Here is a 26,674-nt window from a genome sequence, read left to right on the forward strand (position 1 = left end):
GATTTCTGAGGGAAAGTATAACCTGACTTTCTTTATTGCTGAAAGCCCAGCACAAAATGTAATTGCTGCATATGCTTCAGAAAAGCGAGCGTGTCCTGTTCCAGTGTGCCCGTATCCGTTATATTCAGCTGCGGTGCATATTCCAGTATATCCCTTACCGTGATACCCGATGTTAACTGCTCCGTTAAAAAAGCCAGCCAGGGCGACAGGTCCGTGAATTCCACATGCCCTGTTTCCGGGTGGCGGAACAACAACACAAAATAAACACCCTTATTTTTCAGGATGTCTTTTGGCTTCGCTACCAGGTGAACCGGGTAATGAAAAGATAACAACCGGTGTTCAGGATTGAGTACCAGCGGCGTATCCAGCCAGTTGCCGGAAAGGGAATACGCGGGTGCAGGTATATCTTCCATGTTATACACCTCCATTTCCGCCCACTCAAAAGCGAGGAGGTCGTTGAGGAAGGGGATACTGTAAGTATCTTCCCAGTTATGCGCTACCGCGTAGGTGTAAAACTCCAGTGGGAGCTTCCACACCTGGTACGACTGACACGCATGTTTCGAAAAAAACTCCTTCACCATTTTATTCCACTTTGCGGTGGGAATATGTTTGAATGCAATGGGGAAGGCATTTTCCATTGTATCATGGATCATGTTAAACACCAGCTGGCGGTAGTGTTTCAGCCGGTGAGGCGCTACGCCGGGCAGCTTTACTTTTTCACCTGTTCTGCAATAGGTGGAAAAAGTTTGCTGGATATGATAAGTGTCAGGCAACAAGTTCATCTTTCCGTTTCCATTGTTTATGACAAATATTTTTCAGTCTTGTTAACTCGCCCTGCAGCTCCGCCATTTCCGGGATATTAAAATCCCTTTCCAGTAAAACCGGTACCGGTTGCAGGTGTTGAATGGTCCATTCAAAAAGGTCGTACACCGGGTCTATAATCGGTTCCCCGTGGGTATCGATAATCAGGTCGGGCGCTACCTGCTCATGGCCGGCCATATGGATATAAGCTACTTTGCTGAGCGGCAGTTGTTGTATAAATGCTTTGGCATCATACTGATGATTGAAAGCATTTACATAGATGTTATTTACATCCAGCAGCAGCTGGCAGCCGGATTGTTTTACCACTTCATTGATAAAATCCACTTCACTCATTTCCGCCGCTACAGGTGTGTAATAGGATACAATTTCCATTACCAGCGGGCGTTGCAAATAATCCTGTACCTGCTGTATCCGGCCTGCAATATGCTTTACCGCATCCATCCGGAAAGGGATGGGCAGCAGGTCGTACAGATGTGCATTATCACATTTGGAATAGCTCAGATGCTCGGAATAAATCTGTACGTTGTATTCCCGGAGAAATGTTTTTACATATTGCAGAAATGATTTGTCCAGTGCTTCGGGGCTGCCGATTGACAGGGAAAGCCCATGACACAGCACCGGGTATTTTTCTACTACACGATGTAATACTTTCTTCCAGTATCCGCCGATGTTCATCCAGTTTTCAGGAGCAAACTCAATAAAGTCGGGCCGGATATGTTCACCGCTGATCATTTCTTCCGCAAACTCCCTGCGAAAACCTACACCTACCATGATCGTACATTTTAGGAGGTTAAAATAAAGTAAAGACCGGCCTGTGCGTACCACACCGGCCTTTACCTGACCTGGAAATCAATTACCGGATTTGGTAGTGTCTTTTTTATGCTTGTCTCCCTTCTTACCTTTTTTGTCACCGCATTTTCCTTCACCGCATTTGCCCTGACCGCATTTACCTTCTTTTGTTTTACCTGCCGCAGCGCTGTCTTTTTTTGCGCCGCAAGACAGTTCAATGGCATTGGCCGTATTGCCGGATGCGCCGGTTAGTGCGCTTCTTACTGCTGCGCCGGAGCCCAGGTTAGTATACCCGGCGGGCCTTGCTGTTACCTGCAATGCAGCCATACCGAGGATAGCACCGGCAACAAGAGAGCCGGAAAACAGTACTTTTTTGCTGATAGGATTGTTGTTTTTCATCTTCTTAAAAATTTAAAAAACTGGTGAGAAAATATATGTGTTTGAGAGGTAGACATGGTGATTAAAAAATCCTTACAGGTAATCCGGTTATTTCTCCAGTTGCGCTTGTCTGAAAAGCTTCTGCCCGCATATGATTGTTTTGCCGGTTGTAGCAGAAAGGTTACCGAAATTTACCTGTTTTAGTTTTCTCCGCAACCCAAAAAAATGTTAAAGGCGGATAACCGGCAAGGACAGGAAGGTAAATGGCGGGATAACGGCATCCACTATTCAGCATTTTATCCTATTTTTGGCCTGTACCCAATGAAATATGAATTAAACTCGGCCCATGAAAAATGAAATGTCGCCTGTAACGTCCGTTTACTTTGTAACATTATTGAAAGCATATTTACGTGGTACTAAAACAAGACAGGAAGTAATAGATGAATTGCGCAGCGTATCCCCGCTGCAACAGAAGGCCGGAGAAGAATCAAACACTGAAGTGAGCAGGTTGCTGTTCCAGACTGCCAGTGAAATCAATGAACATTATTACCAGGATATTGTAACTGCTATTTCCCATGCTTCCGATACCACTCCCACACGCGAAGGAGTTATCCACCAGCTGGAGGCAATGCTTACCGGTTATATCACCACGGAACAGCTGATCCAGTGGGCTACCTGGCATAACGAGCCGGATACCGACGATGGAACCGGGTTCTTTGATGATATCGCTGTAGACTATTTCTGTACACAATTATTACCTGCTTCCGCCGGTGAACTGGCAGTGGCCCATTACAAACAGGCGCTGAGGATTTTCCGGTCGGGCCAGCATAACAGCCTGAAAGACAAGGTAGCACTGGTGTTATTATCTGAAAAAGAAAGACAACGTTTTCTCTTTTACCTCAGTGATTATATACAGGGGCATACCTCACCGGAGCAACTGGATGTATACCTGCTTCATAAATTTGGGATGGATCATCACTCCTTTCCTTATATGTCGTCCCTATCCGCTATTATGCACGATCCGGGGAAATTACCGGCGCTCCTGCACCTCGCCGCAATGGACGAATAAATACATCATATAAATTCAACATACTAGCTAACCATCAGGCTGCAGCCCCTCAAAGCAGAATTATCGAGCCGGCCCAGTACTTCAAACCGGCCATCGGCATGCATACGGCCAATGTCTTCAGTGGCAATGAACGCACAGGAGTATATATTGGCCAGGTCAATTACATTCATAACGCCCGCGCCTTTGCCGGCAGTGAGCTGGAAAGGATCATTCTCATCGCGCAGCAACACCTTCATCCAGGGCGGCGTTTCAAACAAACCATCACATTTGGAATAAGCCTGCGATAGCAGCTCCGTCATGCCGTATTCCGCATGGATACAGGCTGCTCCCAGTCTTTCTTTCAGGAAAGCATGTACTTCCTCACGCGTCCATTCCTCCCTTCTCCCCTTCATTCCACCCGTTTCCATCACGATGGTATTTTTCAGGGAAAGGGTGTACTGTTCTGCAAAATCAAGTAATCCGAAAGTAACGCCTATCAGCAATACCTTTTGTCCGCGTGCTTCCAGCTCCTGCAATTGATGGAACAACTTATCATGTTCGTACAGGTAAAAGCCGCTTTCCGGATGCCCGCTGCGGATGGTCATTTCCTGTACCATGCGCACCAGCGAAGAATGTTGCCGCTCCAGGTAAGAAGGTAACAGCCCCACTACCACATAGTCGCTCACCGGGCCGTAAAACTGCTCAAAGGCCGTCATGAAGCTTTGGGTATAGATGGAGGAGTGTTTAACCAGGTGCCGGCTGTTCACCGTTTGGGTGGTGCCGCTGCTTTCAAAGACCAGTTCCGGCTCAAACCGGCCGCATACCACGGTATGTGATTTGAAAAATTGTATGGGGAGAAAGGGAATTTCAAGAATGCTTTTCACCGAAGCAGGCGGGATGTGCAGGGCATCAGTATAGGCCCTGTACAGGTCATTTTCCCGGTACTGGTACTGAAACAGCTCCAGTGCAGCGGCTTCCAGCCCACTTTCGGTTAATGAAAATATATATTCCGGTGATACGGCGGTCATGCAAAACTGAATTTAAAATCGCACAAAGTTAGGGAGAAGAATAAATCTATCCGCAGTAAGTAACAATTGTCACAAAAAAACGTTTTGGTATAGATGGATGGCGATAACCGAATATTTGTATATTTCCTAAATTAATGTAGGTTTGTTTTATGAAGAAAATTCTGTTTTTGTTCCTGCTGGCCGGGTTATTTTACGCCTGTAAAAAGGATAAAATAGGTACTAAGCCCACTCTCAGCTTCAAAGGATATTCGCTCGACAGCGTGGTAGCCAATACCCAGGTAATGTTTGTAACGCTTGATGTCCGGGACGGGGACGGTGATATAGAAGATACTTTACAGATAGCCCCCCTCTACGATACTAAAATACAGGATACCTTCTATATTGTAAGACGGATGCCTGAAATTGGCGCCAACAGAGGCAACAGCGTAAAAGCAGAAGTAGCTATCCGGCTCGATCCCGTAGATTTCAGAACCTACCAAAGCCTGAACGACAGCATCCACTTCCTGGTATTTATCCGCGATAATGCCGGAAATATCAGTGATACCCTCGCTACTCCAAAAATACCTTACAACATTCCCTGACAAACGTTACATTCTAAAATATCATACATTTAAGGATTCCTTTTACTAAAGGGATCCTTTTATTTTTAGCTTTACTTTTGATTTTTAGCATATGGATAAAATAGAAGAACTACAGGCAAAGATCGCCGAAGCAATGCTTGGCGGAGGAGATGTACGTATTGCTTCCCAGCATAAAAAAGGTAAGCTCACCGCCCGCGAAAGGATACAGCTGCTGATGGATGAAGGTTCTTTTGAAGAACTGGATATGCTGGTTACTAACCGCAACCGCGGTCTTACGGCCGACCAGGAGCAGTTTCTCGGCGATGGCGTGGTAACCGGCTACGGTACTATCCACGGCCGTTTGACCTATGTTTTCTCACAGGACTTCACCGTATATGGCGGTAGTTTATCTGAACCGCATGCCCGTAAAATCTGCAAGATCATGGACCTGGCTATGCAGAACGGCGCTCCCCTCATCGGTTTAAACGACAGTGGCGGCGCACGTATCCAGGAAGGTGTGGTGAGTCTTGGTGGCTATGCCGATATCTTTTACCGCAACACCAGGGCTTCCGGCGTGATCCCGCAGATCTCCGCCATCATGGGCCCCTGCGCCGGCGGCGCCGTATACTCCCCTGCTATCACCGACTTCATCATGATGGTGGAACAAACCTCCTATATGTTTGTGACCGGGCCTAACGTAGTAAAAACCGTTACCCATGAAGAAGTGACTTCAGAAGAACTGGGTGGCGCCCAAACGCATGCTGCCAAAAGCGGCGTAACCCATTTCGCCTGCGCCAATGAAATAGAATGCATCCAGTATATCAAACAGCTCCTGAGCTATGTGCCGCAGAACTGTGAAGAAACAGCGCCGGTATACCCGTACGAGCCTGGCAATGAATTAAGGGAAGCCCTCAACACGCTGATCCCGGAACATCCGAACCAGCCGTACGACATGAAAGAGGCTATCGCACAGATTACGGATGCCGACAGCTTCTTTGAGGTACATAAAAATTTTGCGGAAAATATGATCGTGGGCTTTGCCCGCATCGCCGGCAGAAGCATCGGTATAGTAGCCAATCAGCCGGCCCACCTCGCCGGTGTACTGGACATCCACGCCTCCGTAAAAGGCGCCCGGTTCACCCGCTTCTGCGATGCGTTTAACATCCCGCTACTGGTACTGGTAGATGTTCCCGGCTTCCTGCCAGGCACCGACCAGGAATGGAACGGCATCATCACCAACGGCGCCAAACTGCTGTACGCGCTCAGCGAGGCCACCGTACCCAAACTTACCGTTACCACCCGCAAAGCCTACGGCGGCGCTTACTGCGTGATGAACTCCAAACATATCGGCGCTGATCTCAACTTCGCTTTTCCACAGGCCGAAATTGCCGTAATGGGCGCTAAAGGCGCTGTGGAAATCATCTTCAAAAGAGAAATAGATGCCGCCGCCGATCCGGAAGCGCGCATGAACGAACTCGTGGCCGACTATACGGAAAGGTTCGCAAACCCTTACCTGGCAGCAGAAAAAGGATACATCGATGAAGTGATCAAACCGGAAATGACCCGTATCAAACTGATCAAGGCTTTCAAAATGCTTGAAAATAAAGTGGTAAATATGCCACGAAAAAAACATGGCAATATACCTTTGTAGCAACTGGCTTCCCGCTTTTTAGTGCTAAAAAGCGGGAGGCTAAAAGCTAAACATATGCTCCGCAGCCTTTTCAATCTTATTCTCTTCACGTCCGTTTATATTTCCGGGTGCGCCATCGGGATGATCTGGCAAACCAACCAGTTGCTGGCCCTCGATTACCCACATAATACCTTTTATCTTTTCGTTTTCTTTTCTACTATCTGCAGCTACAATTTTCACTGGTACCTTACACCTGGTAGCTACTCCGCTTCAGAAAGAATACTTTGGGGTAACCGTCACCGTGCCCTTATGCTCATTTTATGCGGCATTGGCCTGGCCGGCTCTTTATGGTTTTTCTGGCAACTGCGCGAACACTGGCTGGTACTAAGTGGCAGCGCAGTACTCACCTTTTTGTACTCTGCCCCCAAAGTGCCACACAAAGCATTCCGGTGGCTTAGTAAAATAGCCATCGGCAAAACCTTGTTCCTCACCTTCGTATGGACGTATGTAACCACGGTACTTCCCGCGCTGATAGCCAACAACGTGGTTACACAGCCACTGGTATATCTTACTATACACCGCTTTGGACTCATCTATGCGATCTGTATCTTATTTGATTACCGCGACCTGGAATCAGATAAGAAAGAAGGTATCCGCAGCCTGATCACCGCCCTGGATGAGAAAAACCTGATGCGGCTCTACTATTCATCCCTCGTGATAGCCGCCATAAGCGCCGGTTTGATGTGGTCCTATACAACGCTGCCTGCTGTTGTTACCCTGATGATACCCGTTATCGCCACCGCACTCATTACCCGTAAAGCGCAACGCACCGATTCCGATTACCTGTTCTACTTCGTACTGGATGGCTTCATGGCCTTGTCGGCCGTATTATATCTCATGATCGTTTAAACCGGGGCAGCACAATCCCGCGTTTTCCTTACATTTGTCGCGTCACAATCTGCAAATATTATGTCTAAAAAACAGAAATCAATATTCAATAAGGAATCCCTGACATTCCTGGAAACCTACCTGAATAACCCGTCTCCTACCGGTTTTGAGAAAGAAGGACAAAAGCTCTGGCTGAAATACCTGACGCCTTACATCGATGAATATTTTGTAGATTCTTACGGATCTGCGGTTGGTGTTATCAATCCTAAAGCGGAATTTAAAGTGGTGATAGAAGCCCACGCAGATGAAATCTCCTGGTTCGTAAACTACATCTCCCCGGAAGGTTTAATCTATGTAATCCGCAATGGCGGCTCTGATCAGCAGATTGCTCCTTCCAAGCGCGTGAATATCCATACCGAGAAAGGTACCGTAAAAGCTGTTTTCGGCTGGCCGGCTATCCACACCCGTATCCGTAGCGGCGATGGTAAAGAACCACAGCCAAAGGTGGAAAACATTTTCCTCGATTGCGGCGCACGCTCCCGTAAAGAAGTAGAGGACCTCGGTATACACGTAGGTTGCGTATGTACATTTGAAGATGGCTTCGAGGAACTGAACTACGATTACTACATCTGCCGCGCTATTGATAACCGTATCGGTGGTTTTATGATTGCAGAAGTAGCCCGCTTGCTGAAAGAAAAGAAGCAGCAGTTACCTTTTGGTCTTTATATCGTAAATGCGGTGCAGGAAGAAGTGGGCTTACGCGGTGCCGAAATGATCGCCAAGCGCATTAAGCCGAATGTAGCCATCATCACCGATGTAACCCACGACACTACCACCCCGATGATCAACAAAAATATTGAGGGAGAAATAAAATGTGGCGGTGGTCCGAGCATCACTTACGGTCCGGCGGTACATAACATCCTCCGTGATCTCATCATCAAAACGGCCAAGAAGAACGACATTCCTCACCAGCTGCATGCAGTAAGCCGCAGTACCGGCACGGATACCGATGCTTTTGCCTACAGCAACGACGGTACGCCTTCCGCCCTGATCAGCTTACCATTGCGCTATATGCACACTACTGTGGAAATGGTGAAGAAAGATGATATTGAAAATACAATTCAGCTGATTTACCAGACATTACTGAATATTACGCCTAAAACGAATTTTCAGTACCTGTAAGATATAAAGAGAAGATCAACTTAATGCCCCCAAAAAGCCAGGTGCTTTTTGGGGGCATTTTTGTTTATACAAGGGCTATATCCTCTGGTAGCGTCCGGCATGCCCCATCATAGGATAAGCCGTAGATAACCCGTATATAACCCGTAGATAACCCGTAGATAACCCGTAGATAACCCGTACCTATATAGATACAGCTTATCTCTGTCTTTGCCGGAAATATAATATGAATATACCCGGGAATATTCCAGGGTAGGGCCCGGCTCAGCGTAGCGACGCGCTGCCGCCACTATTGGTTTTTGCCCCCAAAGCAAAGCGGCCAGGATCCGGTATATCACCGGATCCTGGCCGCTTAAACTAATTTTACGCTTGTGTGTACTTAGTTTTTAAAGAAGTCTGCCGCCCTGTTCACCTTCTCTACCCATGCACCGGAACTGGCCTGCATCACATATTCACTCAGTCCTACCCTGCTGGCGCCCGGCGCCCAGTCGTAGGTATACCCCAGCCGCGTCCACGGATAATGCATATCCGTAGCTGATGTCAACGGGCGGTAATAAGCAAAAATGATGTAGTTATTAAACCAGGTGGAAAACTCCGGCGATACACCGCTGATGGGTACGGCACCGGTGGTTTTGGTGGTAATGGCGGGGTTGCCGGCGGGGCGGTACAACCTCGAAGCGCTTACCCACATGGTAGCGATATGGGTATTCGTTTTTGCATTAACCGGTGGCAGGCCCAGTAACTGGCAGATACGTTGAATGGTATCTGACGTAGCTGTAAAGGAAGGTCCGATCCGGTTCTTCATCTGTTTGGGGATGAACAGCCAGGATTCGCCCCATACTGTGTTGATGGAATCTCCGGCCGGGTAACTTCCGGGGAAACGCATAAAGGTAGCCATCAACACATACTGCTGGCCATTGATGGTTTTCCATTGGAGGTCCGGGTTGTCTGGAGTGATGGGCCACAGTGCATCGGTAATTTCGTTGCTGTCTGCAATCATGGCGTCGTCTACAGCCTGATTGTAGAGTTGATCCAGGGTGTACACCGGCGGCGGAGGCAGGATTGGGTCATCATCATTTTTACTGCAACTGGAAAATGCCATCGCGGCAAATAGAACGAGCACGGACAGCTTGCTGCCGTTGGGGAAATGTTTCATAGAAGTGGTTTTCTGGATGTTGGTTATTTAAATTGAGTCCCGCAATTAAGTGTATTTCAACAGAATAATCAAATTTCCCTCATTTTCACTCCTACTAATTGGTAATTTGTATTTCGTAATAATTTGCTACGTTTGCTATTCAAACAAAATCAGATCTATGATCCGTCATGACTGGACGTTAGAAGAAATTAAAGCTATTTACAACACGCCCTTACTGGAACTGGTGTACCGTGCTGCCTCTATTCACCGTGAATACCAGGATACAGCAGAGGTGCAGGTTTGCACCCTCTTGTCTATCAAAACAGGCGGATGCCCTGAAGATTGCGCTTACTGCCCACAGGCTGCCAGATATAATACTGACATCAATGTGCATGGCCTCCTGAAAAAAGAGGACGTGATGAGTTATGCCCAAAAAGCAAAAGAGGCGGGATCTACCCGTTTCTGCATGGGCGCCGCCTGGCGTGAAGTGCGCGACAACCGCGATTTCGACCGTGTACTGGATATGGTAAAAGGTGTAAATGAGCTTGGCATGGAAGTATGCTGCACATTGGGCATGCTGAATGAAGACCAGGCAAAGAAATTAGCCGATGCCGGCCTGTTTGCCTACAATCATAACCTGGATACTTCCCGCGACCACTACGAAGAAATTATCACTACCCGTACTTACGACGATCGTTTGCAAACACTGGACAATGTGAGAAAAGCAGGTGTAAGCGTATGCTGCGGCGGTATTATAGGTTTGGGAGAATCGCATGAAGACCGTATCGCCATGCTGTGGACACTCAGCAGCTTACCGTCCCATCCGGATTCTGTTCCCATCAATGCGCTCACCCGTGTAAAAGGTACGCCGCTGGAACATCTGCCAAAAGTTGAGTTCTGGGATATGGTGCGCATGATTGCCACCACGCGCATCCTGATGCCAAAGGCAATGGTACGTTTGAGTGCCGGCCGTGCGGAAATGAGTATGTCCGACCAGGCATTATGCTTTATGGCAGGCGCCAACTCTATTTTTACAGGAGAGAAATTATTAACAACAGGCAATCCTTCGTTTGAAGAAGACCACATGATGTTTGAGCTGCTGGGACTGAAGCCCAGAGAGGCTTTCAAAGCACAGGAAGCCAGCTGTTGCTAGCGGGTGGGGATCGCCTTCGGCGATTGTCTTGGAGCAGGGTTAGACAGATTAATCGTGATTACCTTGATTTTATTTTCTGGGTTTTTGATAAAAAGATTAGGGGAGATATAAGCGAATTCCGCTTTTATCTCCCCTAATCTTTTTAAAATCAAAACATAATAAAATCAAGGTAATCACGATTAATCTGTCTAATCCTGCTCCAAGACAATTTCCAGCGCCGAAGGCCCTCCTACAAATCATTCATCCCGAAATACTCCACGCCCAGCTGATACCCTTTCAGCCCCAGTCCACAGATGCAGCCAATACATTTAGGCGCTATCAGTGAAGTATGTCTGAATTCTTCCCTTGCATACACGTTGCTGATATGAATTTCCATCACCGGTGTTTTGATGCCGGCAATAGCGTCGCGGATGGCGATGGAGGTATGCGTATAGGCGCCGGCGTTGAGCAGTACGCCATCGTATGAAAATCCTACTTCATGCAGATAGTTTACAATTTCCCCTTCTATATTACTCTGGTGATAGCTAAAAGTTACTGCCGGAAACTGTTTTTGCAGGTGTTTGAAATACTGCTCGAAAGATTCGCTGCCATAGATGCCCGTTTCACGCTTGCCGAGCAGGTTCAGGTTAGGTCCGTTGATGATAGCTATTTGCATGATAATGGTTATAGAATGAAGAATGAGGGACTAAGATAATTAATCCTGTTTATTATTACTATCGCTTCCCCAGCGGTAAGTAGTTTGTTCCAGGCCGGCCAGGTCTATGATCCGGTCCACAACCGTGGCGGCCATTTCTTCGAGGTTGGCGGGAACGCTGTAAAAGGAAGGAGTGGCAGGGCAGATAATACCGCCGGCCAGGGTAACCGCTTCCATATTTTTGATGTGAATAAGATTATAGGGAGTTTCCCGTACTACGCAGATCAGCTTTCTTCTTTCTTTCAGCACTACGTCTGCCGCGCGGGTAATCAGGTCGTTGGAAATGCCGGTGGCAATGCGTCCCAGTGTGCCCATGGAGCAGGGGCAGATGATCATGGTGTTAAAGCGTCCGGACCCGGAAGCAAAAGGAGCGTGGAAATCCTGTTGGGTATAAAAACGGAAAGGCAGGTGTTTATATTCTTCGTCCCTGAGCTCTGTTTCCCATACCGTTTTGGCGTTTTCTGTCATCACCACAGCTACCTGGTCCAGCTGTTCATGTGCTGCCTGCAGCTTTTGTAACAACTGACGGGCATAGATGGAACCACTTGCCCCGGTAACTGCTACTACTATACGATGTTTCATTGGCTATGCTGTTGAATTTACAAAGCTAGCCTATTTGGGTGGTTATACGCCAGCCTGTGCAACTATTTCGTCCATTGCGATGCCGCCATGACTTTCATTATAAACACATTCGCCGTTGCGGATAACCAGTACCTGGGGAGACTCATGCGGAACATCATACACTTCCGCTATTTTATTGGATACCGGCCGGTAGGTGATCAGGTCCAGGTAATAAAACGTTAACCCTTCCGGTTCAGCCGACCGTTCCAACCTGGCTTTGGCCATTGAGCTGATAGAGCATCGCGTACTGTGTTTGTAAATAACTACCGGCTGATGCGCTGATGCCGCATTGATTTCAGATAGTTGTTCCTCGTTGGTTAACGTTTTCCAATTCATTTAACATGCTTTGTTATGTTCTATCGCAGGCGACTTGGCCATGCCCTTCATGGGACAGCCTAATTTCTGATGGCTTGCGCAGGACGTCAAGAAAGCGGCAAAGATACAAACCATAGCGGTGTAGCCCAAAATTCTTACATAAGATTGCATACTGGCAGTTTTAAATAATTTATGACTAAAACGAAATTTCACAGGAAATATGATACGACCACTTTTTTAATCGTCTTTTGTAACGTTATTTTGCAAATATAGAAAATACATTAAAAAAAACAACAATGTAATTTTCGGCAAGCCGAAAATATCCAGCGTTATGACAAAAGTACATTTTATTGCCATAGGCGGCAGCGTAATGCATCAGTTGGCCATTGCGCTCAAAAATAAAGGTTACCAGGTAACCGGCAGTGACGATGAGATTTTCGAACCGGCACTGTCTAACCTGCAACAGGCGGGCATTTTACCAGCCAGCATGGGTTGGGACCCTGCCCGGATAACGCCGGATCTGGACGCAGTGATCCTCGGTATGCATGCCCGGGACGACAACCCCGAACTGATAAAAGCCCGGGAACTGCAGCTGAAAATTTATTCTTTCCCGGAATATATCTACCAGGAAAGTAAAAATAAAACACGGGTAGCCATCGGGGGAAGTCATGGTAAAACTACCACCACCGCGATGGTCATGCACGCTTTGCAGGTTAATCAGCAGTCGTTCGACTACCTCGTAGGCGCCCGGCTGGAAGGTTTTGCCCAGTCCGTAAATATTACAGACGCCCCAGTAATTGTGTGCGAAGCCGACGAATACCCGGCCTCGGCCATTGAAAAACGGCCCAAATTCCACTTCCTGCACCCGCAAATTGCGGTGTTAACAGGCATTGCATGGGATCATATCAACGTATTTCCTACCTACGAAATATATAAAGAACAGTTTGCCATTTTTATCAGGCAGATGGAAGCCGGTCAGGTACTGATCTACAACAATACGGATACTGAACTCGTTAGCCTGGTAACTGCTACCGGCGGTCACCTGAAACTGGTGCCCTACGGCCTGCCGGAACATACCATTACCAATGGCGTAACCCGTGTTATTTTCGGCAACCAGCAGGCCTGCCTGGAAGTTTTTGGCGATCATAACCTGCTGAACCTCCACGCCGCCAAACTGGTTTGTAATGAACTGGGCCTGTCTGATGCGGAATTCCTGGCAGCAATTGCTACCTTTAAGGGCGCCGCAAAAAGACTGGAACTGGTAGCAAAAAATGATCATTGCGTTATTTACCGTGATTTTGCACATGCGCCTTCTAAAGTGAAAGCCACTATGGAAGCCACCAAACACCAGTTTCCAGACAGGAAGCTGATAGCCGTGCTGGAATTACACACCTATAGCAGTTTAAATGCAGATTTCCTGGAACAATACCACGGCGCCCTCGATACAGCAGATACCGCCGTTGTATTTTACAGCAAACATGCACTGGAAATAAAAAGAATGCCGGACCTGGCGCCGGAACTGATTGCACAGCGGTTTGGCCGTAATGACCTCCACGTTTTCCACAACAGGGAAAAACTGGAAGCATTCCTGGCCGCACAACAATACCAGGACACCAACCTGCTGCTGATGAGCTCCGGAACATACGATGGCCTCGATTTTAGCAAACTGAAAGCATTATTGCCGTCAGATTAGTAAATACATTAAACTAAATTATAAATTATTCATAATGCCTTCTTTGCTCCTCAAAAGGCCGCTGGCCGTAATCGACCTGGAAACTACCGGTACCAACGTGGCTTCCGATCGTATCATTGAAATTGCTATCATCAAAGTGTTTCCGGACAAAACAACCCAGTCCAAAGTGAAACGCATTAACCCCGGAATGCCGATCCCAGCAGGATCTACAGCAATTCATGGTATTAAAGACGAGGATGTAAAAGACGCACCTACCTTTAAACAGGCCGCTCATGAACTCAAACAGTTCATGGACAACTGCGACCTGGCCGGGTATAACTCCAATCGCTTCGATATTCCCCTCCTGGTAGAGGAATTCCTGCGGGCAGACATCGAATTTGACGTATCCAAACGCAAATTCGTAGATGTACAGCGCATTTTCCACCTGATGGAAAAACGCACCCTGGGCGCCGCCTACAAGTTCTACTGCGATAAGCTGCTGGAAAACGCACACAGCGCCGAAGCAGACGCACTGGCTACATACGAGATCCTGGAAGCCCAGCTGGGCCGCTACGAACAGCTACAACAGGATATCGACTCACTGGCCGATTTTACAAAAGAGGAAGATTATATCGACTTTGCCCGCCGCCTCGTGATGCAGGGCGGACAGGAAGTATTTAACTTTGGTAAGTATAAAGGCCGTCCCGTCAGAGACGTGCTAAAGGCAGAACCTCAGTACTACGACTGGATGATGAAAGCAGATTTCCCGCTCAATACCAAACAGAAACTGACTGAGATCTTCCATAATATGATGTTAAAAAAAATGTAATGTTATTCGGGAACGTCATATCTTGCGCCGGAATTGAATTATTTTCGCAGTCCAAAAATATCATCTGCTGATTGGAAAAGCTTGTCATCATTCCTACGTACAATGAAAAGGATAATATCCGTAACATCATTGACGCTGTATTTTCCTTACAGCAGAATTTTCATGTCCTCATTGTGGATGACGGATCGCCCGACGGCACCGGCGCTATTGTGAAATCATTGCAACAGCAGCATCCCAACGAATTATTCCTGGAAGAAAGGTCCGGCAAACAAGGTTTGGGTACAGCTTATATCCACGGTTTCAAATGGGCACTGGCCCGGGGCTATCAGTACATTATAGAAATGGACGCGGATTTTTCACACAATCCTAAAGATCTCCCGCGCCTGTATGACGCCTGCGCCAAAGAAGGAGCAGATGTATCCGTAGGTTCCCGTTATGTAAAAGGCGGCAAAACCGAAAACTGGCCATGGGACCGCGCCGTATTATCTTATGGCGCCTCCATTTATGTTGGCATGATCACCTGGATGCCCGTAAAAGATCCCACCGCGGGATTTGTATGTTACCGCAATACCGTACTGGAATCCATTAACCTGGACCAGATACAGTTTGTAGGCTACGCCTTCCAGATTGAAATGAAATTTACGGCATGGAAGCTCGGCTTTAAAATAAAAGAAGTACCTATCACCTTTAAAGACCGGAAAGAAGGATACTCCAAAATGAGCAAAGGCATTGTAAAAGAAGGGATCCTCGGGGTACTCAAAATACAATGGCAAAGCCTCTTCCGCAATTATAAAAGAAGAGTACAGAATTAATTAATAAATCACATCAATTGCATAGCATTTAGGGACCTGTTCATTTAAAAAATGACCTGGTCCCTAAATACATTTTAACGGACCATGAAGAAAGCATTTCTCCAGCTACACCTTTCCGTATTTCTGGCTGGATTTACAGGGATATTAGGTAAACTGATTTCCCTCAACGAAGGATTACTGGTATGGTACCGGTTACTGATCACCTCCGTTACTTTGTATGTTTTATTCCGCTTCCAGGGCACTTTTAAAAAGCTTCCCTGGAAGGATATCCTTCCCATTGGCAGCACCGGCGTGGTAATAGCCCTCCACTGGCTTTTCTTTTACGGCAGTATCAAATATTCCAACGTATCTATCGGGGTGGTTTGCTTTTCGCTTACCAGCCTGTTCACCGCCATATTTGACCCGCTCATTAACAGGCGCCGCTTTGATGTAGCCGAAATGTTACTGAGTATGCTCACCCTGCTGGGAATCCTGCTGATCTTCCACTTTGATACACAATACCGTACCGGCATCATCCTGGGCATTATTTCCGCCATGTTTGCCGCGCTGTTTACTGTATTCAATAAAAGACTGATCAAACGGTTCGATACGCCCACCATCACTTTCTATGAGCTGTCAACAGGCTTTCTGGTACTGAGTCTCGCTATGCCTTTGTACCTCCACTTATTCCCGGCTCCTTCCCTGCTGCCCTCATCTATGGATTTACTCTACCTGTTTATACTGGCCTGGTTCTGCACCGTGCTGATGTACCTGCTGAATATGAGTGCGTTAAAGAAAATATCCGCTTTTACCGTGAACCTGTGTTTCAACCTGGAACCGGTTTACAGCATCGTGATGGCGTTTATATTGTTTCATGAAAACCAATTTCTGAACAACGCCTTCTACGCCGGGCTGGGCTGTATCATCCTTTCCGTAGGACTACAAATGCTGCGTGTGGTAAGGGGCAAAACCGCATCCTAATCCCCCCGCTCATCCTCATTTATTTGTAACTTGAGCGCCGTAATTATTACTTTGCGCTTATGAGAAAAGTTTTATTAGGGGTGTCCCTCCTGGGCTCCTCCCTTCTTACCTATGCACAGCAACCTGCAAAAAAGCCGCTGGACCACAGTGTTTACGACAGTTGGCAAAGCATTGGCACTAAACTGATCAGTAATAACGGACAGTGGGTAGTGTATTCAGTGGTACCACAGGAAGGCGACGCCAGCCTGGTGATTTACGACCGTAAAACCGGTCAGTCAGCTACCATTGCCCGTGGCAGCAACCCGGTTATCACGGAAGATTCCCGCTACGTGATCTGCAGCATCAAACCGTTTTTTAAAGATACCCGCGAAGCAAAGATCAAAAAGAAGAAAGCGGCGGAAATGCCTAAAGATTCCCTGGCTATCATTGCATTGGGACAACCCGGTATCCTGAAATTTCCAGCGGTAAAATCTTTTAAAACACCGGAAAAAGGCAGTGGTTTACTCGCCTACCTTTTGGAAAAACCAGCAGCTGATAGCGCCAAAGGCAAAGGCAACAAAGCGCCTAAGCCGTTGGATGGCGATGATCGTGCAGATGACGACAAAACACCTGCTGCCGGCGCTGAAAGCGGTACGCTGGTGATTCGTCAGCTGCTGAGCGGTACACAGGATACCATTAAGAATGTGACTGAATTTGCCTTCAGCAAACCCGGTAACCAACTCCTTATAGAAACAAAAGCAGATAAAAAAGATTCACTGTCGCGCAACGGTGTACTCCTGTGGCATACCGCCAACAGGAAAGCTACTGCACTGAGCAACGGCAACAGCGATTATAAACAATTCGCCTTCGACGAAAAAGGAGAACAGGCGGCGTATTTCGGTACCCGCGATTCGGCCAAAGCATTACAGCAATTCTATAAGCTCTATTATTTCAAACCCAGTCAGGACAGCGCCTACGAAGTAGCCGACAAAAACAGCAGCGGCATTCCGGCCAACTGGAGCATCAGTCCCAACAGCCTGATTTACTTTAGCAAAGATGGTCAGCGCCTGTTTTTTGGCACCGCTCCCATACTGCCCGTGAAAGATACCACCCTCGTGGATTTCGAAGTAGCTAAAGTGGATATCTGGAATTATAAAGATGATTACCTGCAGCCCATGCAGTTAAAAAATGCAGATAAAGAACTGAAAAGAAGTTATGCCGCCGTATACTATCCGGGTAGCAAACGGGTGATCCAGTTAAGCGATAAAGACCTGGAAACGGTGATCACCACAGCGGAAGGCAACAGCCCTAACGCGCTCGGCTATACGGACAAAGGCGCGCGCATTCCCATGCAATGGGTGGGCCGCACACTGAAAACAGCTTACCTCGTAAACATAAATGACGGTACGAGAAAAAAGATCAAAGAAAAACTGGACGGTAGCTTTTTCATCTCCCCTAATGGAAAATATATCATCTGGTACGACCTGGCAAACCGGGAGTGGTTCAGTTATAACAACGCTACCGGCGCAGCGGTAAGTGTAAGCAAAGGCATTCCCACCAAAGTATATGATGAGGAAGATGATCATCCCGATGTACCGGATGCCTATGGCATTGCCGGCTGGATGACGGATGATAATTACGTGTACATCTACGACCGCTACGATATATGGCAGGTAGATCCTTCCGGAAAAGCAGCGCCGCTGAACATTACCAAAGGTATGGGCCGTACCGGCAAAATACGTTTCCGTTACCTGCGCCTGGATCCTGATAAGAAGTTTTTCCTGCCCGGCGATCGCCTGACGTTAACGGCTTTCCAGGACAGCACCAAATACAATGGCTTTTATTCACTGGAACTGCCACGTAAAAGCGGTAAGGCCGCCAGCCTGCAACCCGTGGTACTGGGGCCTTATTCCTACACTGATTTGCTGAAAGCAAAAGACGCCAACGTGTTTTCGTATACCCGTAGCCGGTATGAGCTTTCCCCGGACGTTTTTACAGGAGATGATATCGCAAAAGCTGTGCAGATCAGTCATACTAATCCCCAGCAACAGGATTATAACTGGGGCACCGCATCGCTATATAAGTGGACTACCTTCAGTGGCAAACCTGCAGAAGGCATTCTTTATAAGCCTGAAAATTTTGACAGCGCCAAACAATACCCGGTTATCTTTTATTTCTACGAGAAGTTAACAGATGGATTGTACAATTACCAGGCGCCTGCGCCAACGCCATCACGACTCAATATTTCATTTTTTGTAAGTCGCGGTTACCTGGTAGTAGCACCGGATATCAGCTATGAAAATGGTTATCCCGGTAAAAGTGCGTACGATTATATTGTGAGTGCCGCAGAAGATCTGGCCAAAAAGCCGTGGGTAGATGGAAAAAATATGGGGATCCAGGGTCAGAGCTGGGGCGGGTACCAGGTGGCTTATCTCATCACGCAAACCAATCTCTTTAAAGCGGCGTGGGCCGGCGCTCCCGTGGCCAACATGACCAGTGCCTATGGTGGTATCCGCTGGGAAAGCGGTATGAACAGGCAGTTCCAGTATGAGCATTCACAAAGCCGTATCGGCGCTACTTTATGGGAAAAGCCTGAACTGTATATTGAAAACTCCCCGTTGTTCAACCTGCCGCGTGTAAACACGCCGGTGGCTATTATGGCCAACGATGCCGATGGCGCCGTTCCCTGGTACCAGGGCATTGAAATGTTTACCGGGTTACGCCGTTTAGGCAAGCCGGTGTGGTTGCTGAATTATAACAATGAAGCGCATAACCTGGTACAACGCCAGAACCGCAAAGATATTCAACGCAGGGAGCAACAGTTTTTTGATCACTTCCTGAAAGGCGCACCGGCGCCACAATGGCTGGAAAGCGGCGTACCTGCTACAGAAAAAGGGATCAACTGGGGCTGGGATCCGCAACAGTAAATTAAACGTATTAACAAAAAAACGCTGCAGGTTTCTGCGGCGTTTTTTTGTTAATACAGGACCACTGATAATCCTATTAACAGCTATTAACGATGGTTGACGCATTTTTGAGCAATGCCGGAATTATATATCATAGCTGGTTGCAACGGAGCAGGGAAAACAACTGCCAGTTTCACTTTATTGCCTGAAATACTGGGCTGTAAAGAATTTGTGAATGCAGATATCATTGCTGCTGAGATGTGCCCTCTTAACCCCCAAAGCGTTGCTTTGCCCGCAGGCAGGCAGATGTTACACCGGATCAGGGAACTGATGCTGGAAAAAACCGACTTTGCTTTTGAAACTACCCTGGCCACCAGAAGCTATGTATCACTGATTGAAAAAGCAAAAGAAACCGGGTACACGGTTACCCTGCTTTTCTTCTGGCTGAATTCACCCGAAATGGCGGAGAAAAGGGTGTTGAAACGGGTGGAAGAGGGAGGCCATGATATGCCGGCAGAAGTAATTAAAAGAAGATACCACCGGGGTATCAGTAACCTGATGAATTTATATATCCCCATCTGCGACAACTGGCTGATGATTGATAATACCAGTACAGCGCCATTGGAAATAAGTTCAGGCACCAACATCGCTGCGGAATCTTTCGGTATATGGGATATATTCCCGTTGCATTGCGGCAGGGAGGAACCGGAAATAGCGGGCCGGTATGAATTTAAAGTGCGCTCCGGGAAAATAATGGAGGGGCTCAATACAGCGATGTGCAACCTGGTGGAAATGAGTGCCCGTCATAACCGGGAACTCATTATCAGTGATAAAAAAGGAAGCATTCAAAGTATCCCTGCCAGGGATATCCTGTTCACTGTCAGGTGATTCTATCTCTCTCTAAATATATTTTTCTTAATATAAATTATTTAACATATATTTACAATAACATCGCCACTTTTAGCGTATGGTGTGATCTGCAGCGATAGCGATATCCTTAACACCACATTATTGTACCTATGAACTTCCATATCCATCATCCCGCGGATGCATTACGTCCATTTGTAAAGCAATATTATTATTGGGAAGATGATACCCGTGGTATTATTCAGCTACCACAAAACCTGTTTGCCCTGGGCGATCAGTACATGGTATTCATCCTTGAAGGGAAGGCAGAAGTGAAGCCGGTGAACCACAAAGCATTCACCCTGCCTGCGGGCTCGGTACTGGGTCATATGACCTGCGCCTGCCAGTTGCAGGTACAGGGACCGGTAAAAGCAGCAGTAGTGCAGCTGAACGCCTACGGATGCTACCGACTTTTAGGCATGGACGCCGCTAATTTCACCAACTATTACCGCAACCTGCTCACGGCAGAACAACCTGTGTGGCAGGAGCTGATCACCGCCCTGCAACAGGAAAAGGAGCCGCAACGTGTGGAATCATTGCTCGATGATGCTTGCCTGCAAGCGCTTTCACAGCAACCTGGCAATCTCCGTGAAGTAGACGACATTGCCGATTACCTGGTAATCATGCAGGGAAATGTAAGCATCGCAGAACTCACGGCCCGCTACGGACTTTCCCGCCCTACGCTGGAAAGACTCTTCAGCAAAATAGTAGGTATTCCGCCGCAGTTATATGCCCGGATGATCCGTTATAAAACAGCCCTGAGCGCGCTCCGCCAGCTGAATTTACCAGAATGGCAAACACCGGTGGCAGCAACGCCGTGGTATAACCAGGCCATGTTTATAAAAGATTACCTGCTGTTTAATCATGAAACACCTTCTTACTTCACTCCTTCCACAGGAACTATTGCACATATGCAGGTGGATAACCTGCAGCAGGTAGCAGTAGCCAGCTAAGAAAAAGATACTTTTTGCACAAATATGGAAAAAACCAACATTCCGGGAACAGGCCCTGCCTGCTCCCGGAAAATCCACGTGTAGTATAACCTCTACCTATACACGAAAAAGTATAATAACCGCACTTTTTGTTTAACTTACTTTTCCTAACAGGCATTACTATGCAATATTCCGCAGCCCATTGGCGTGAACAACTGAAACTGCAATCCCATGTTGAAGGCGGCGCTTTCCGCGAAACTTACCGGTCAGAGTGGGTGCTCGATATGAAAACCCTGCCTGCCGGCATGAGCGGTAACCGCAATGCTTCTACCTGCATTTATTTTTTACTGGAAGAAGGAGAGTTTTCTGCGTTCCATCGTATCGCAGCCGATGAGATCTGGCATTTTTATGATGGCAATACATTGACGATCTACGAGATAGCTCCCGGCGGAGAGTTGCTGGTACACAAGCTTGGCCGCGATATCCAAAACAACGAAAGCCTGCAGGTGATCATCACCGCGGGCAACTGGTTTGCTTCCCGTGTGGAAGTACCCGGCGGGTACGCCCTTACCGGTTGCACCGTAGCGCCGGGGTTTGATTTTGCAGATTTTGAACTGGCGGAAAAAGCGCCGCTGCAGGCGGCTTACCCGGAACATGCAGCGCTGATTGATAGTCTTACCAGGTAACGGTAACGCCTATCCGCTGCCGGCTCTTTACATTTTTACTAAATTTAGGCATGAAAAAAGTTCTCTACCCCGTTGTATTTATATTATTCGCGCTCCTGATCTTTTGGCTGGGCAAGCGTTTCGGCAGCACCAATGTGAGTCAGCAGGTAATTTCCAACAGCACTATTGTAAAGGAAATTGCAGAACTGGCCAGCCTGGATGTGCAGGGAAGCGCCAGCATTAAAAGAAGTAATATTGAAAACAGCGGCGAATGGACAGATAACCTGAAGAAAGCCTTCCTGGAAAATACGGTGTGGGTTACTATTCCGTACCAGGCCAAATACGGCGTAAATATCGACGATAAGTTGTTTAAAGTGCAAATGACTGATAAGAAGATCATTATCAATTTGCCGGCACCCCGTTTGCTCAGCTATGAGCTGAAAATGGACCGGATGGAAACCTCCAACCGTAAGGGCTGGCTGCTGTCGCAGGATGACGAAACCTATACCGCTGTACAAAAAGAACTTTACCGCACCTCCCGTGCCCAGCTGGAAAACAATCCTACTTACATCCAGCAATCCAAAGAGAAAATAAGGAAAGTAATGGAGCAGTATTATGCCCCATTTATGAAGGATCATACCCTGGAAATCCACTACGACGGGGAAACCAGCGCGCCGGCTTTAAAGTAGCTACGCTGCTTCCTGCGCAATGTACTTTACCAGGCTTCTTTTGGCGATGGGCAGCAAAGTTTCATCTACCGGCACTACCAACGGCGTTTCCACACAATACACCGCGGGGTTGGGCAAATTGTTCCGCTCCCGGATCAGCATACTTTTGATATGGCTGATGGTATGTACCAGGTCTTTTTTATAAGCCTGGAGATATTGGGTATGAATACCCCGGTATTTTTCATCATGTCTTTCAAAGATGGTAAGCCGGTAGGTATATACCAGCGTTTGCCTGCCACGCCCGTCGCACAGCAGCAGGTAGCCTTCGGCTGTTTCCAGCGGCACCAGTCCTACGGGGAAAATACTGAGGTGTTCCGCCACGTACTCGTAGATCTCCGTTCCTTCCTTAATAGTGCTGTTTAGCTGTGGCAGGGAATAATGGATGATGGATTCCAGTTCTTCCATCAGTTCATCGTCGGCAATCAGCTGCTCGTACAATAATTCCAGCTTCTGGATGTTCACTGCCGTGAGCCTTTTTGGAAATTGCTGCTGTAAAAACTGTTTGTTGTCCCGGAAAGCAACCAGGTTGTTGTAATGAAAGATGATGTCTGACAACTGCGGGTACAGCCTGCTCTGGGTGAAGTGTTGATTAATGTCCTGTAAATAAGCCAATAGCGTGTACTTTTTCAGCTCAAAGTCTATATAACCATCGGCAAACCATGTTTCACTTAACGCTCCCATATGAATTTAATTTAATGGATCATGTACTGAATTTACGAAAAAAAAACCGTAAAAAGGAGCGTTTATAAGCGTCAGAGCAGTATTTTAAATAATATTTCTGTGCCAGTCAAATGGGGTACTACAAAGGATCTGACTATGTCAAATGGTAGTAAAAAACTAGGTAATTACAAAAATATTTTGACGCTAACTTTTTTATTAGCGTAATTTTCATAACTTCAGTATATTATTTTTCATTTTTTTAATTTCAGTTATCATGAACATTTACGTAGCCAACCTGCACTATAGGTTGAACGATGAGGATCTCCATCAGATTTTCAGCGATTTTGGAGAGGTTACCTCCGCTAAGGTTATCAAAGACCACGAAACAGGCCGCTCACGTGGTTTTGGCTTTGTGGAAATGCCTAATCAAGAAGAAGGAGCAAAGGCTATGGATAGTTTGAACGGCAGCGAAATCGAAGGTAAGCAATTGATGGTAAACGAAGCAAGACCTAAACAACCGAATAATAATTTCAAAGGTGGCGGTGGTAATAACCGTGGCGGCGGAGGATATGGTTCCCGCGACCGTCGTTATTAATAATCCCCTTTATTCGGCACTAAGGAACTAAAAGAGACGCTCTTCCGAGTGTCTCTTTTTTTGTTGTCTTTAAAAAACAAAAAATGCAGCAGAAAATGATCCCTGCTGCATTCCTGCTAAATGAATAGCTATTTTTAAATTCCTCTCTTCGGATCAAAATTCTCCAGCTCCTTCGCTACTGCGCTCAGGAAAGTAGAACCCAGGGAACCATCTACAATACGATGGTCGTAAGACATGGACAGGTACATCATGTGCCTGATACCAATGGTATCGCCGTCTTCCGTTTCAATGACCACCGGGCGTTTTTTGATAGCGCCTACTGCCAGGATGGCCACCTGTGGCTGATTGATGATAGGCGTACCCATCAGGCTGCCAAAGGTACCTACGTTGGTAAGGGTGAAAGTACCGCTCTGGGTATCTTCCGGCTTCAGCTTATTCTGGCGGGCGGAATTAGCCATGTAGTTTACCTGTTTGGTTAACCCGGTGAGGTTGAGCATATCTGCGCTTTTGATCACCGGAACAATCAGGTTACCACTGGGCAACGCCGTAGCCATGCCTATGTTAATGTCTTTCTTGATAATGATCTTATCACCGTCGAGTGAGCAGTTGATCAGCGGGAAACGCTTGATACACTTTACGATGGCTTCTATAAACAGTGGTGTGAAAGTCAGTTTTTCGCCTTCGCGTTTTTCGAAGTCGCCTTTTACCCGGTCGCGCCATTTCACCATGTTGGTAACATCTGCTTCGGCGAAGCTGGTCACATGCGGACTGGTTTGTTTGCTCATTACCATGTGGTTGGCAATCAGTTTGCGCATGCGATCCATTTCAATGATTTCCACATTACCGCTGTAGGTAGGGGAAGCCACGGTAGTGGTCACCACCGGTTGACGGGTAGTGGCCGCTGCGGTGGAGGTGGCCGGTTCAGGCGTTACATCCGGAATTACCTTTCCTTCGCGGCGATCGGCTACGTATTGGAGAATATCTCTTTTGGTTACGCGGCCATCGTTGCCGGAACCGGGGATCTTTTCCAGGTCGGAAAAGCTGATGCCTTCCTGTTGTGCGATAGTGAGTACCAGCGGGGAGTAGAATTTGGCTCCGCCACCGGAAACAGGCGCTTCGGCAGCGGGTGTATACGCCGGCGCGGTAGTGAATTTTGGTTCAGTGGCTGCAGGAGCTGCAGGCGTAACAGGGGCGGAAACCGCCGCTGCATCGGCATTGGTATTAATGCGGGCAATGACCGTACCTACCGGTACTACATCATTTTCATTAAAGAGCAGTTCAGTGATTTCGCCCTCCGCAGTGGAAGGAACTTCGCTGTCCACTTTGTCGGTGGCAATTTCAAGTACGGTTTCATCTACTTTTACGTGATCGCCCGCCTTTTTATGCCAACGCAAAATGGTGGCTTCCATGATGCTCTCCCCCATTTTTGGCATTACCAATTCTACAATGGCCATAAGATTGATTTTTGCTTTAGTGCGCAACAAAAATAAGGGAATTGTACCAATTCAAAATACGTGAATATCCCTATTCCAGAATGAGTTTGCGCAACTCATTCATGGCATAAACAGCTGTCATTTGCGTATTCCGTTCCCGGTCGTAACGCAGCTGGTATTTTACGGTAACCGTTCTCTTTGCATTTCCCACTGCTATCCAAACGGTACCTACCGGTTTTTCCGGCGTGCCGCCATCGGGGCCCATGATCCCTGATACCGCAATGGCGTAGTCGGTTTGCAGCAGTGCCAGTGCGCCGGTCAGCATTTCCTGCACGGTGGCCTCGCTCACGGCGCCATGCGCCTGCAGGGTTTCGGGTTTCACGCCTAACATCTTCACTTTCATTTCATTGGCATACGTTACCGCACTGCCTTTGAAGTAAGCAGAACTTCCCGGAACCGCTGTAATCCAGCTGGCAATCAGTCCGCCGGTACAGCTTTCCGCGGTACCCATCGTTTTACCTTTCTCCTTTAACAGGTTACCCAATACTTCTCCTATTGAAATATCCTGGTCGGTTACGGTGATATCTGCCAGCAGGTCTTTCAGCTGGTGAAACAGGATACTCACCTCTGCGGCTACTGATAATTTATCTTTACCAAAGCCGGTTAACCGGAGTTTCAGGAGGCTGTAACTGGGCAGGTAAGCCAGTTTGATGTGGGCGGGTAATTTTGCTTCAAAAGCAACGAGCCGTTCGGCGATAAAGGATTCGCCCATACCGGAGGTAACCAGTGTTTGATGTATTACCGCTGGGGTTTTGAAATCCTTTGCCAGCCGGGGTAGCACATAATCCTCCATGATTCCCTTCATTTCATGCGGCACTCCGGGCATGGATACGTAGATCTTACCTTCTTTCTCAAACCACATTCCCGGCGCGGTACCTCTTTTATTTTCAATGACTGTTGCCGTTTCGGGCACCAGGCTCTGATCCAGGTTCCTTTGCAGGATGGGCAGGCCCCTGCTTTCAAAAATATGCAGTACATTTTCCAGCGTTTCCTGGTGTTGTACCAGCCTGGTGTTAAAGTATTCACATAAGGTAGGCTTGGTGATATCATCTGCTGTTGGCCCGAGGCCGCCGGTGATCAGCACCACATCCGACACCGCCGATTCTTTTGCCAGGGCATCCAGGATATCATCCCGGATATCGCCAATGGCTACACGCCGGTGTACCCAGATCCCCATTGCATTCAGCTGCTGTGCCATCCAGGCAGAATTGGTATCAATCGTTTGTCCTATCAGCAATTCATCTCCGATGGTGATAATGCTGGTGGTGATTTTATCCATAGTGCGTTGTTTAAACTG

The 26,674-nt window shown here is 47.4% G+C and carries 27 protein-coding genes; 16 read left to right on the forward strand and 11 right to left on the reverse strand.

What is annotated here, in order from left to right; translation table 11 throughout:
• Window positions 1-32: 32 nt before the first annotated feature.
• From B5Z18_RS07390 to B5Z18_RS07400, 3 genes are all read right to left on the reverse strand, one after another.
• Complete coding sequence (locus B5Z18_RS07390; protein WP_079468730.1) at window positions 33-782, reverse strand: HvfC/BufC N-terminal domain-containing protein; 750 nt, start codon at window positions 780-782, stop codon at window positions 33-35.
• Complete coding sequence (locus B5Z18_RS07395; protein WP_079468731.1) at window positions 766-1,593, reverse strand: HvfB family MNIO-type RiPP peptide maturase; 828 nt, start codon at window positions 1,591-1,593, stop codon at window positions 766-768. The genes B5Z18_RS07390 and B5Z18_RS07395 overlap by 17 nt, the downstream gene beginning before the upstream one ends.
• Before the next feature lie 78 nt (window positions 1,594-1,671).
• Window positions 1,672-2,010 (reverse strand): hypothetical protein, encoded by a 339-nt coding sequence (locus B5Z18_RS07400; RefSeq protein ID WP_079468732.1) that lies wholly within the window; start codon window positions 2,008-2,010, stop codon window positions 1,672-1,674.
• Between the two features lie 325 nt (window positions 2,011-2,335).
• Between B5Z18_RS07400 and B5Z18_RS07405 the strand changes: the two genes are divergently transcribed.
• The gene (locus tag B5Z18_RS07405; protein ID WP_079468733.1) at window positions 2,336-3,058 is read left to right on the forward strand and encodes a hypothetical protein; all 723 of its coding nucleotides are present in this window, start codon (window positions 2,336-2,338) and stop codon (window positions 3,056-3,058) included.
• A 23-nt stretch (window positions 3,059-3,081) separates the two neighbouring features.
• On the opposite strand, the gene B5Z18_RS07410 is transcribed toward B5Z18_RS07405, so the two are convergent.
• Window positions 3,082-4,065, reverse strand: coding sequence for a LuxE/PaaK family acyltransferase (locus tag B5Z18_RS07410; protein ID WP_079468734.1), 984 nt, complete (start codon window positions 4,063-4,065; stop codon window positions 3,082-3,084).
• 149 nt (window positions 4,066-4,214) lie between these two features.
• On the opposite strand from B5Z18_RS07410, the gene B5Z18_RS07415 reads away from it, so the two are divergent.
• From B5Z18_RS07415 to B5Z18_RS07430, 4 genes are all read left to right on the forward strand, one after another.
• Window positions 4,215-4,646 carry a hypothetical protein gene (locus tag B5Z18_RS07415; RefSeq protein ID WP_079468735.1) on the forward strand — a complete coding sequence of 144 codons (432 nt, stop codon included), beginning with the start codon at window positions 4,215-4,217 and terminating at the stop codon, window positions 4,644-4,646.
• A 91-nt stretch (window positions 4,647-4,737) separates the two neighbouring features.
• On the forward strand, window positions 4,738-6,276 hold the full coding sequence (locus B5Z18_RS07420) for an acyl-CoA carboxylase subunit beta (protein WP_079468736.1): 1,539 nt from the start codon (window positions 4,738-4,740) through the stop codon (window positions 6,274-6,276).
• 54 nt (window positions 6,277-6,330) lie between these two features.
• Window positions 6,331-7,164 (forward strand): UbiA family prenyltransferase, encoded by an 834-nt coding sequence (locus tag B5Z18_RS07425; protein WP_079468737.1) that lies wholly within the window; start codon window positions 6,331-6,333, stop codon window positions 7,162-7,164.
• 60 nt (window positions 7,165-7,224) lie between these two features.
• On the forward strand, window positions 7,225-8,325 hold the full coding sequence (locus B5Z18_RS07430; RefSeq protein ID WP_079468738.1) for a M42 family metallopeptidase: 1,101 nt from the start codon (window positions 7,225-7,227) through the stop codon (window positions 8,323-8,325).
• Between the two features lie 376 nt (window positions 8,326-8,701).
• On the opposite strand, the gene B5Z18_RS07435 is transcribed toward B5Z18_RS07430, so the two are convergent.
• The gene (locus B5Z18_RS07435) at window positions 8,702-9,478 is read right to left on the reverse strand and encodes a hypothetical protein (RefSeq protein WP_079468739.1); all 777 of its coding nucleotides are present in this window, start codon (window positions 9,476-9,478) and stop codon (window positions 8,702-8,704) included.
• 157 nt (window positions 9,479-9,635) lie between these two features.
• Between B5Z18_RS07435 and bioB the strand changes: the two genes are divergently transcribed.
• On the forward strand, window positions 9,636-10,610 hold the full coding sequence (gene bioB / locus B5Z18_RS07440; RefSeq protein ID WP_079468740.1) for a biotin synthase BioB: 975 nt from the start codon (window positions 9,636-9,638) through the stop codon (window positions 10,608-10,610).
• A gap of 229 nt (window positions 10,611-10,839) precedes the next feature.
• Here bioB and aroQ read toward each other — a convergent pair whose 3' ends face one another.
• The 3 genes from aroQ to ytxJ are packed head-to-tail and all read right to left on the reverse strand — an operon-like array spanning window position 10,840 to window position 12,261.
• Window positions 10,840-11,265: a type II 3-dehydroquinate dehydratase gene (gene aroQ, locus B5Z18_RS07445; RefSeq protein ID WP_079468741.1), complete on the reverse strand. Its 426-nt coding sequence runs from the start codon at window positions 11,263-11,265 to the stop codon at window positions 10,840-10,842.
• Window positions 11,266-11,304: 39 nt separating this feature from the next.
• A complete protein-coding gene (locus B5Z18_RS07450) occupies window positions 11,305-11,886 on the reverse strand; it encodes a UbiX family flavin prenyltransferase (RefSeq protein WP_079468742.1) in 582 nt (193 codons plus the stop codon).
• A 42-nt stretch (window positions 11,887-11,928) separates the two neighbouring features.
• The gene (gene ytxJ, locus B5Z18_RS07455; protein ID WP_079468743.1) at window positions 11,929-12,261 is read right to left on the reverse strand and encodes a bacillithiol system redox-active protein YtxJ; all 333 of its coding nucleotides are present in this window, start codon (window positions 12,259-12,261) and stop codon (window positions 11,929-11,931) included.
• 310 nt (window positions 12,262-12,571) lie between these two features.
• Between ytxJ and B5Z18_RS07460 the strand changes: the two genes are divergently transcribed.
• The 9 genes from B5Z18_RS07460 to B5Z18_RS07500 all read left to right on the forward strand — a co-directional run bounded on the left by B5Z18_RS07460 (window position 12,572) and on the right by B5Z18_RS07500 (window position 22,590).
• Window positions 12,572-13,933: a UDP-N-acetylmuramate--L-alanine ligase gene (locus B5Z18_RS07460; RefSeq protein ID WP_079468744.1), complete on the forward strand. Its 1,362-nt coding sequence runs from the start codon at window positions 12,572-12,574 to the stop codon at window positions 13,931-13,933.
• A gap of 34 nt (window positions 13,934-13,967) precedes the next feature.
• A complete protein-coding gene (locus B5Z18_RS07465) occupies window positions 13,968-14,741 on the forward strand; it encodes a 3'-5' exonuclease (protein WP_079468745.1) in 774 nt (257 codons plus the stop codon).
• 71 nt (window positions 14,742-14,812) lie between these two features.
• A complete protein-coding gene (locus B5Z18_RS07470; protein WP_079468746.1) occupies window positions 14,813-15,553 on the forward strand; it encodes a polyprenol monophosphomannose synthase in 741 nt (246 codons plus the stop codon).
• Window positions 15,554-15,637: 84 nt separating this feature from the next.
• Complete coding sequence (locus tag B5Z18_RS07475) at window positions 15,638-16,513, forward strand: DMT family transporter (protein WP_079468747.1); 876 nt, start codon at window positions 15,638-15,640, stop codon at window positions 16,511-16,513.
• A 59-nt stretch (window positions 16,514-16,572) separates the two neighbouring features.
• On the forward strand, window positions 16,573-19,419 hold the full coding sequence (locus tag B5Z18_RS07480; RefSeq protein ID WP_079468748.1) for an alpha/beta hydrolase family protein: 2,847 nt from the start codon (window positions 16,573-16,575) through the stop codon (window positions 19,417-19,419).
• A 114-nt stretch (window positions 19,420-19,533) separates the two neighbouring features.
• The gene (locus tag B5Z18_RS07485; protein ID WP_079468749.1) at window positions 19,534-20,286 is read left to right on the forward strand and encodes an ATPase; all 753 of its coding nucleotides are present in this window, start codon (window positions 19,534-19,536) and stop codon (window positions 20,284-20,286) included.
• A gap of 131 nt (window positions 20,287-20,417) precedes the next feature.
• Window positions 20,418-21,257 carry a helix-turn-helix domain-containing protein gene (locus B5Z18_RS07490; RefSeq protein WP_079468750.1) on the forward strand — a complete coding sequence of 280 codons (840 nt, stop codon included), beginning with the start codon at window positions 20,418-20,420 and terminating at the stop codon, window positions 21,255-21,257.
• Between the two features lie 161 nt (window positions 21,258-21,418).
• The gene (locus tag B5Z18_RS07495) at window positions 21,419-21,922 is read left to right on the forward strand and encodes a cupin domain-containing protein (protein WP_079468751.1); all 504 of its coding nucleotides are present in this window, start codon (window positions 21,419-21,421) and stop codon (window positions 21,920-21,922) included.
• 50 nt (window positions 21,923-21,972) lie between these two features.
• A complete protein-coding gene (locus B5Z18_RS07500) occupies window positions 21,973-22,590 on the forward strand; it encodes a DUF4230 domain-containing protein (protein WP_079468752.1) in 618 nt (205 codons plus the stop codon).
• Here the strand turns inward: B5Z18_RS07500 and B5Z18_RS07505 are convergent, their stop codons facing one another.
• The gene (locus B5Z18_RS07505; protein ID WP_079468753.1) at window positions 22,591-23,310 is read right to left on the reverse strand and encodes a hypothetical protein; all 720 of its coding nucleotides are present in this window, start codon (window positions 23,308-23,310) and stop codon (window positions 22,591-22,593) included. It abuts the gene before it with no gap.
• Between the two features lie 253 nt (window positions 23,311-23,563).
• On the opposite strand from B5Z18_RS07505, the gene B5Z18_RS07510 reads away from it, so the two are divergent.
• The gene (locus B5Z18_RS07510; protein ID WP_079468754.1) at window positions 23,564-23,884 is read left to right on the forward strand and encodes an RNA recognition motif domain-containing protein; all 321 of its coding nucleotides are present in this window, start codon (window positions 23,564-23,566) and stop codon (window positions 23,882-23,884) included.
• Window positions 23,885-24,018: 134 nt separating this feature from the next.
• Here B5Z18_RS07510 and B5Z18_RS07515 read toward each other — a convergent pair whose 3' ends face one another.
• Both B5Z18_RS07515 and B5Z18_RS07520 read right to left on the reverse strand, forming a co-directional pair.
• Complete coding sequence (locus B5Z18_RS07515) at window positions 24,019-25,338, reverse strand: dihydrolipoamide acetyltransferase family protein (protein WP_079468755.1); 1,320 nt, start codon at window positions 25,336-25,338, stop codon at window positions 24,019-24,021.
• A 70-nt stretch (window positions 25,339-25,408) separates the two neighbouring features.
• Window positions 25,409-26,656, reverse strand: a complete 1,248-nt coding sequence (locus tag B5Z18_RS07520; RefSeq protein ID WP_079468756.1) for a CinA family nicotinamide mononucleotide deamidase-related protein — start codon at window positions 26,654-26,656, stop codon at window positions 25,409-25,411.
• Window positions 26,657-26,674: the final 18 nt, after the last annotated feature.

Source organism: Chitinophaga ginsengisegetis, from assembly GCF_900168065.1.
In the GTDB taxonomy this organism is placed as follows: domain Bacteria; phylum Bacteroidota; class Bacteroidia; order Chitinophagales; family Chitinophagaceae; genus Chitinophaga; species Chitinophaga ginsengisegetis.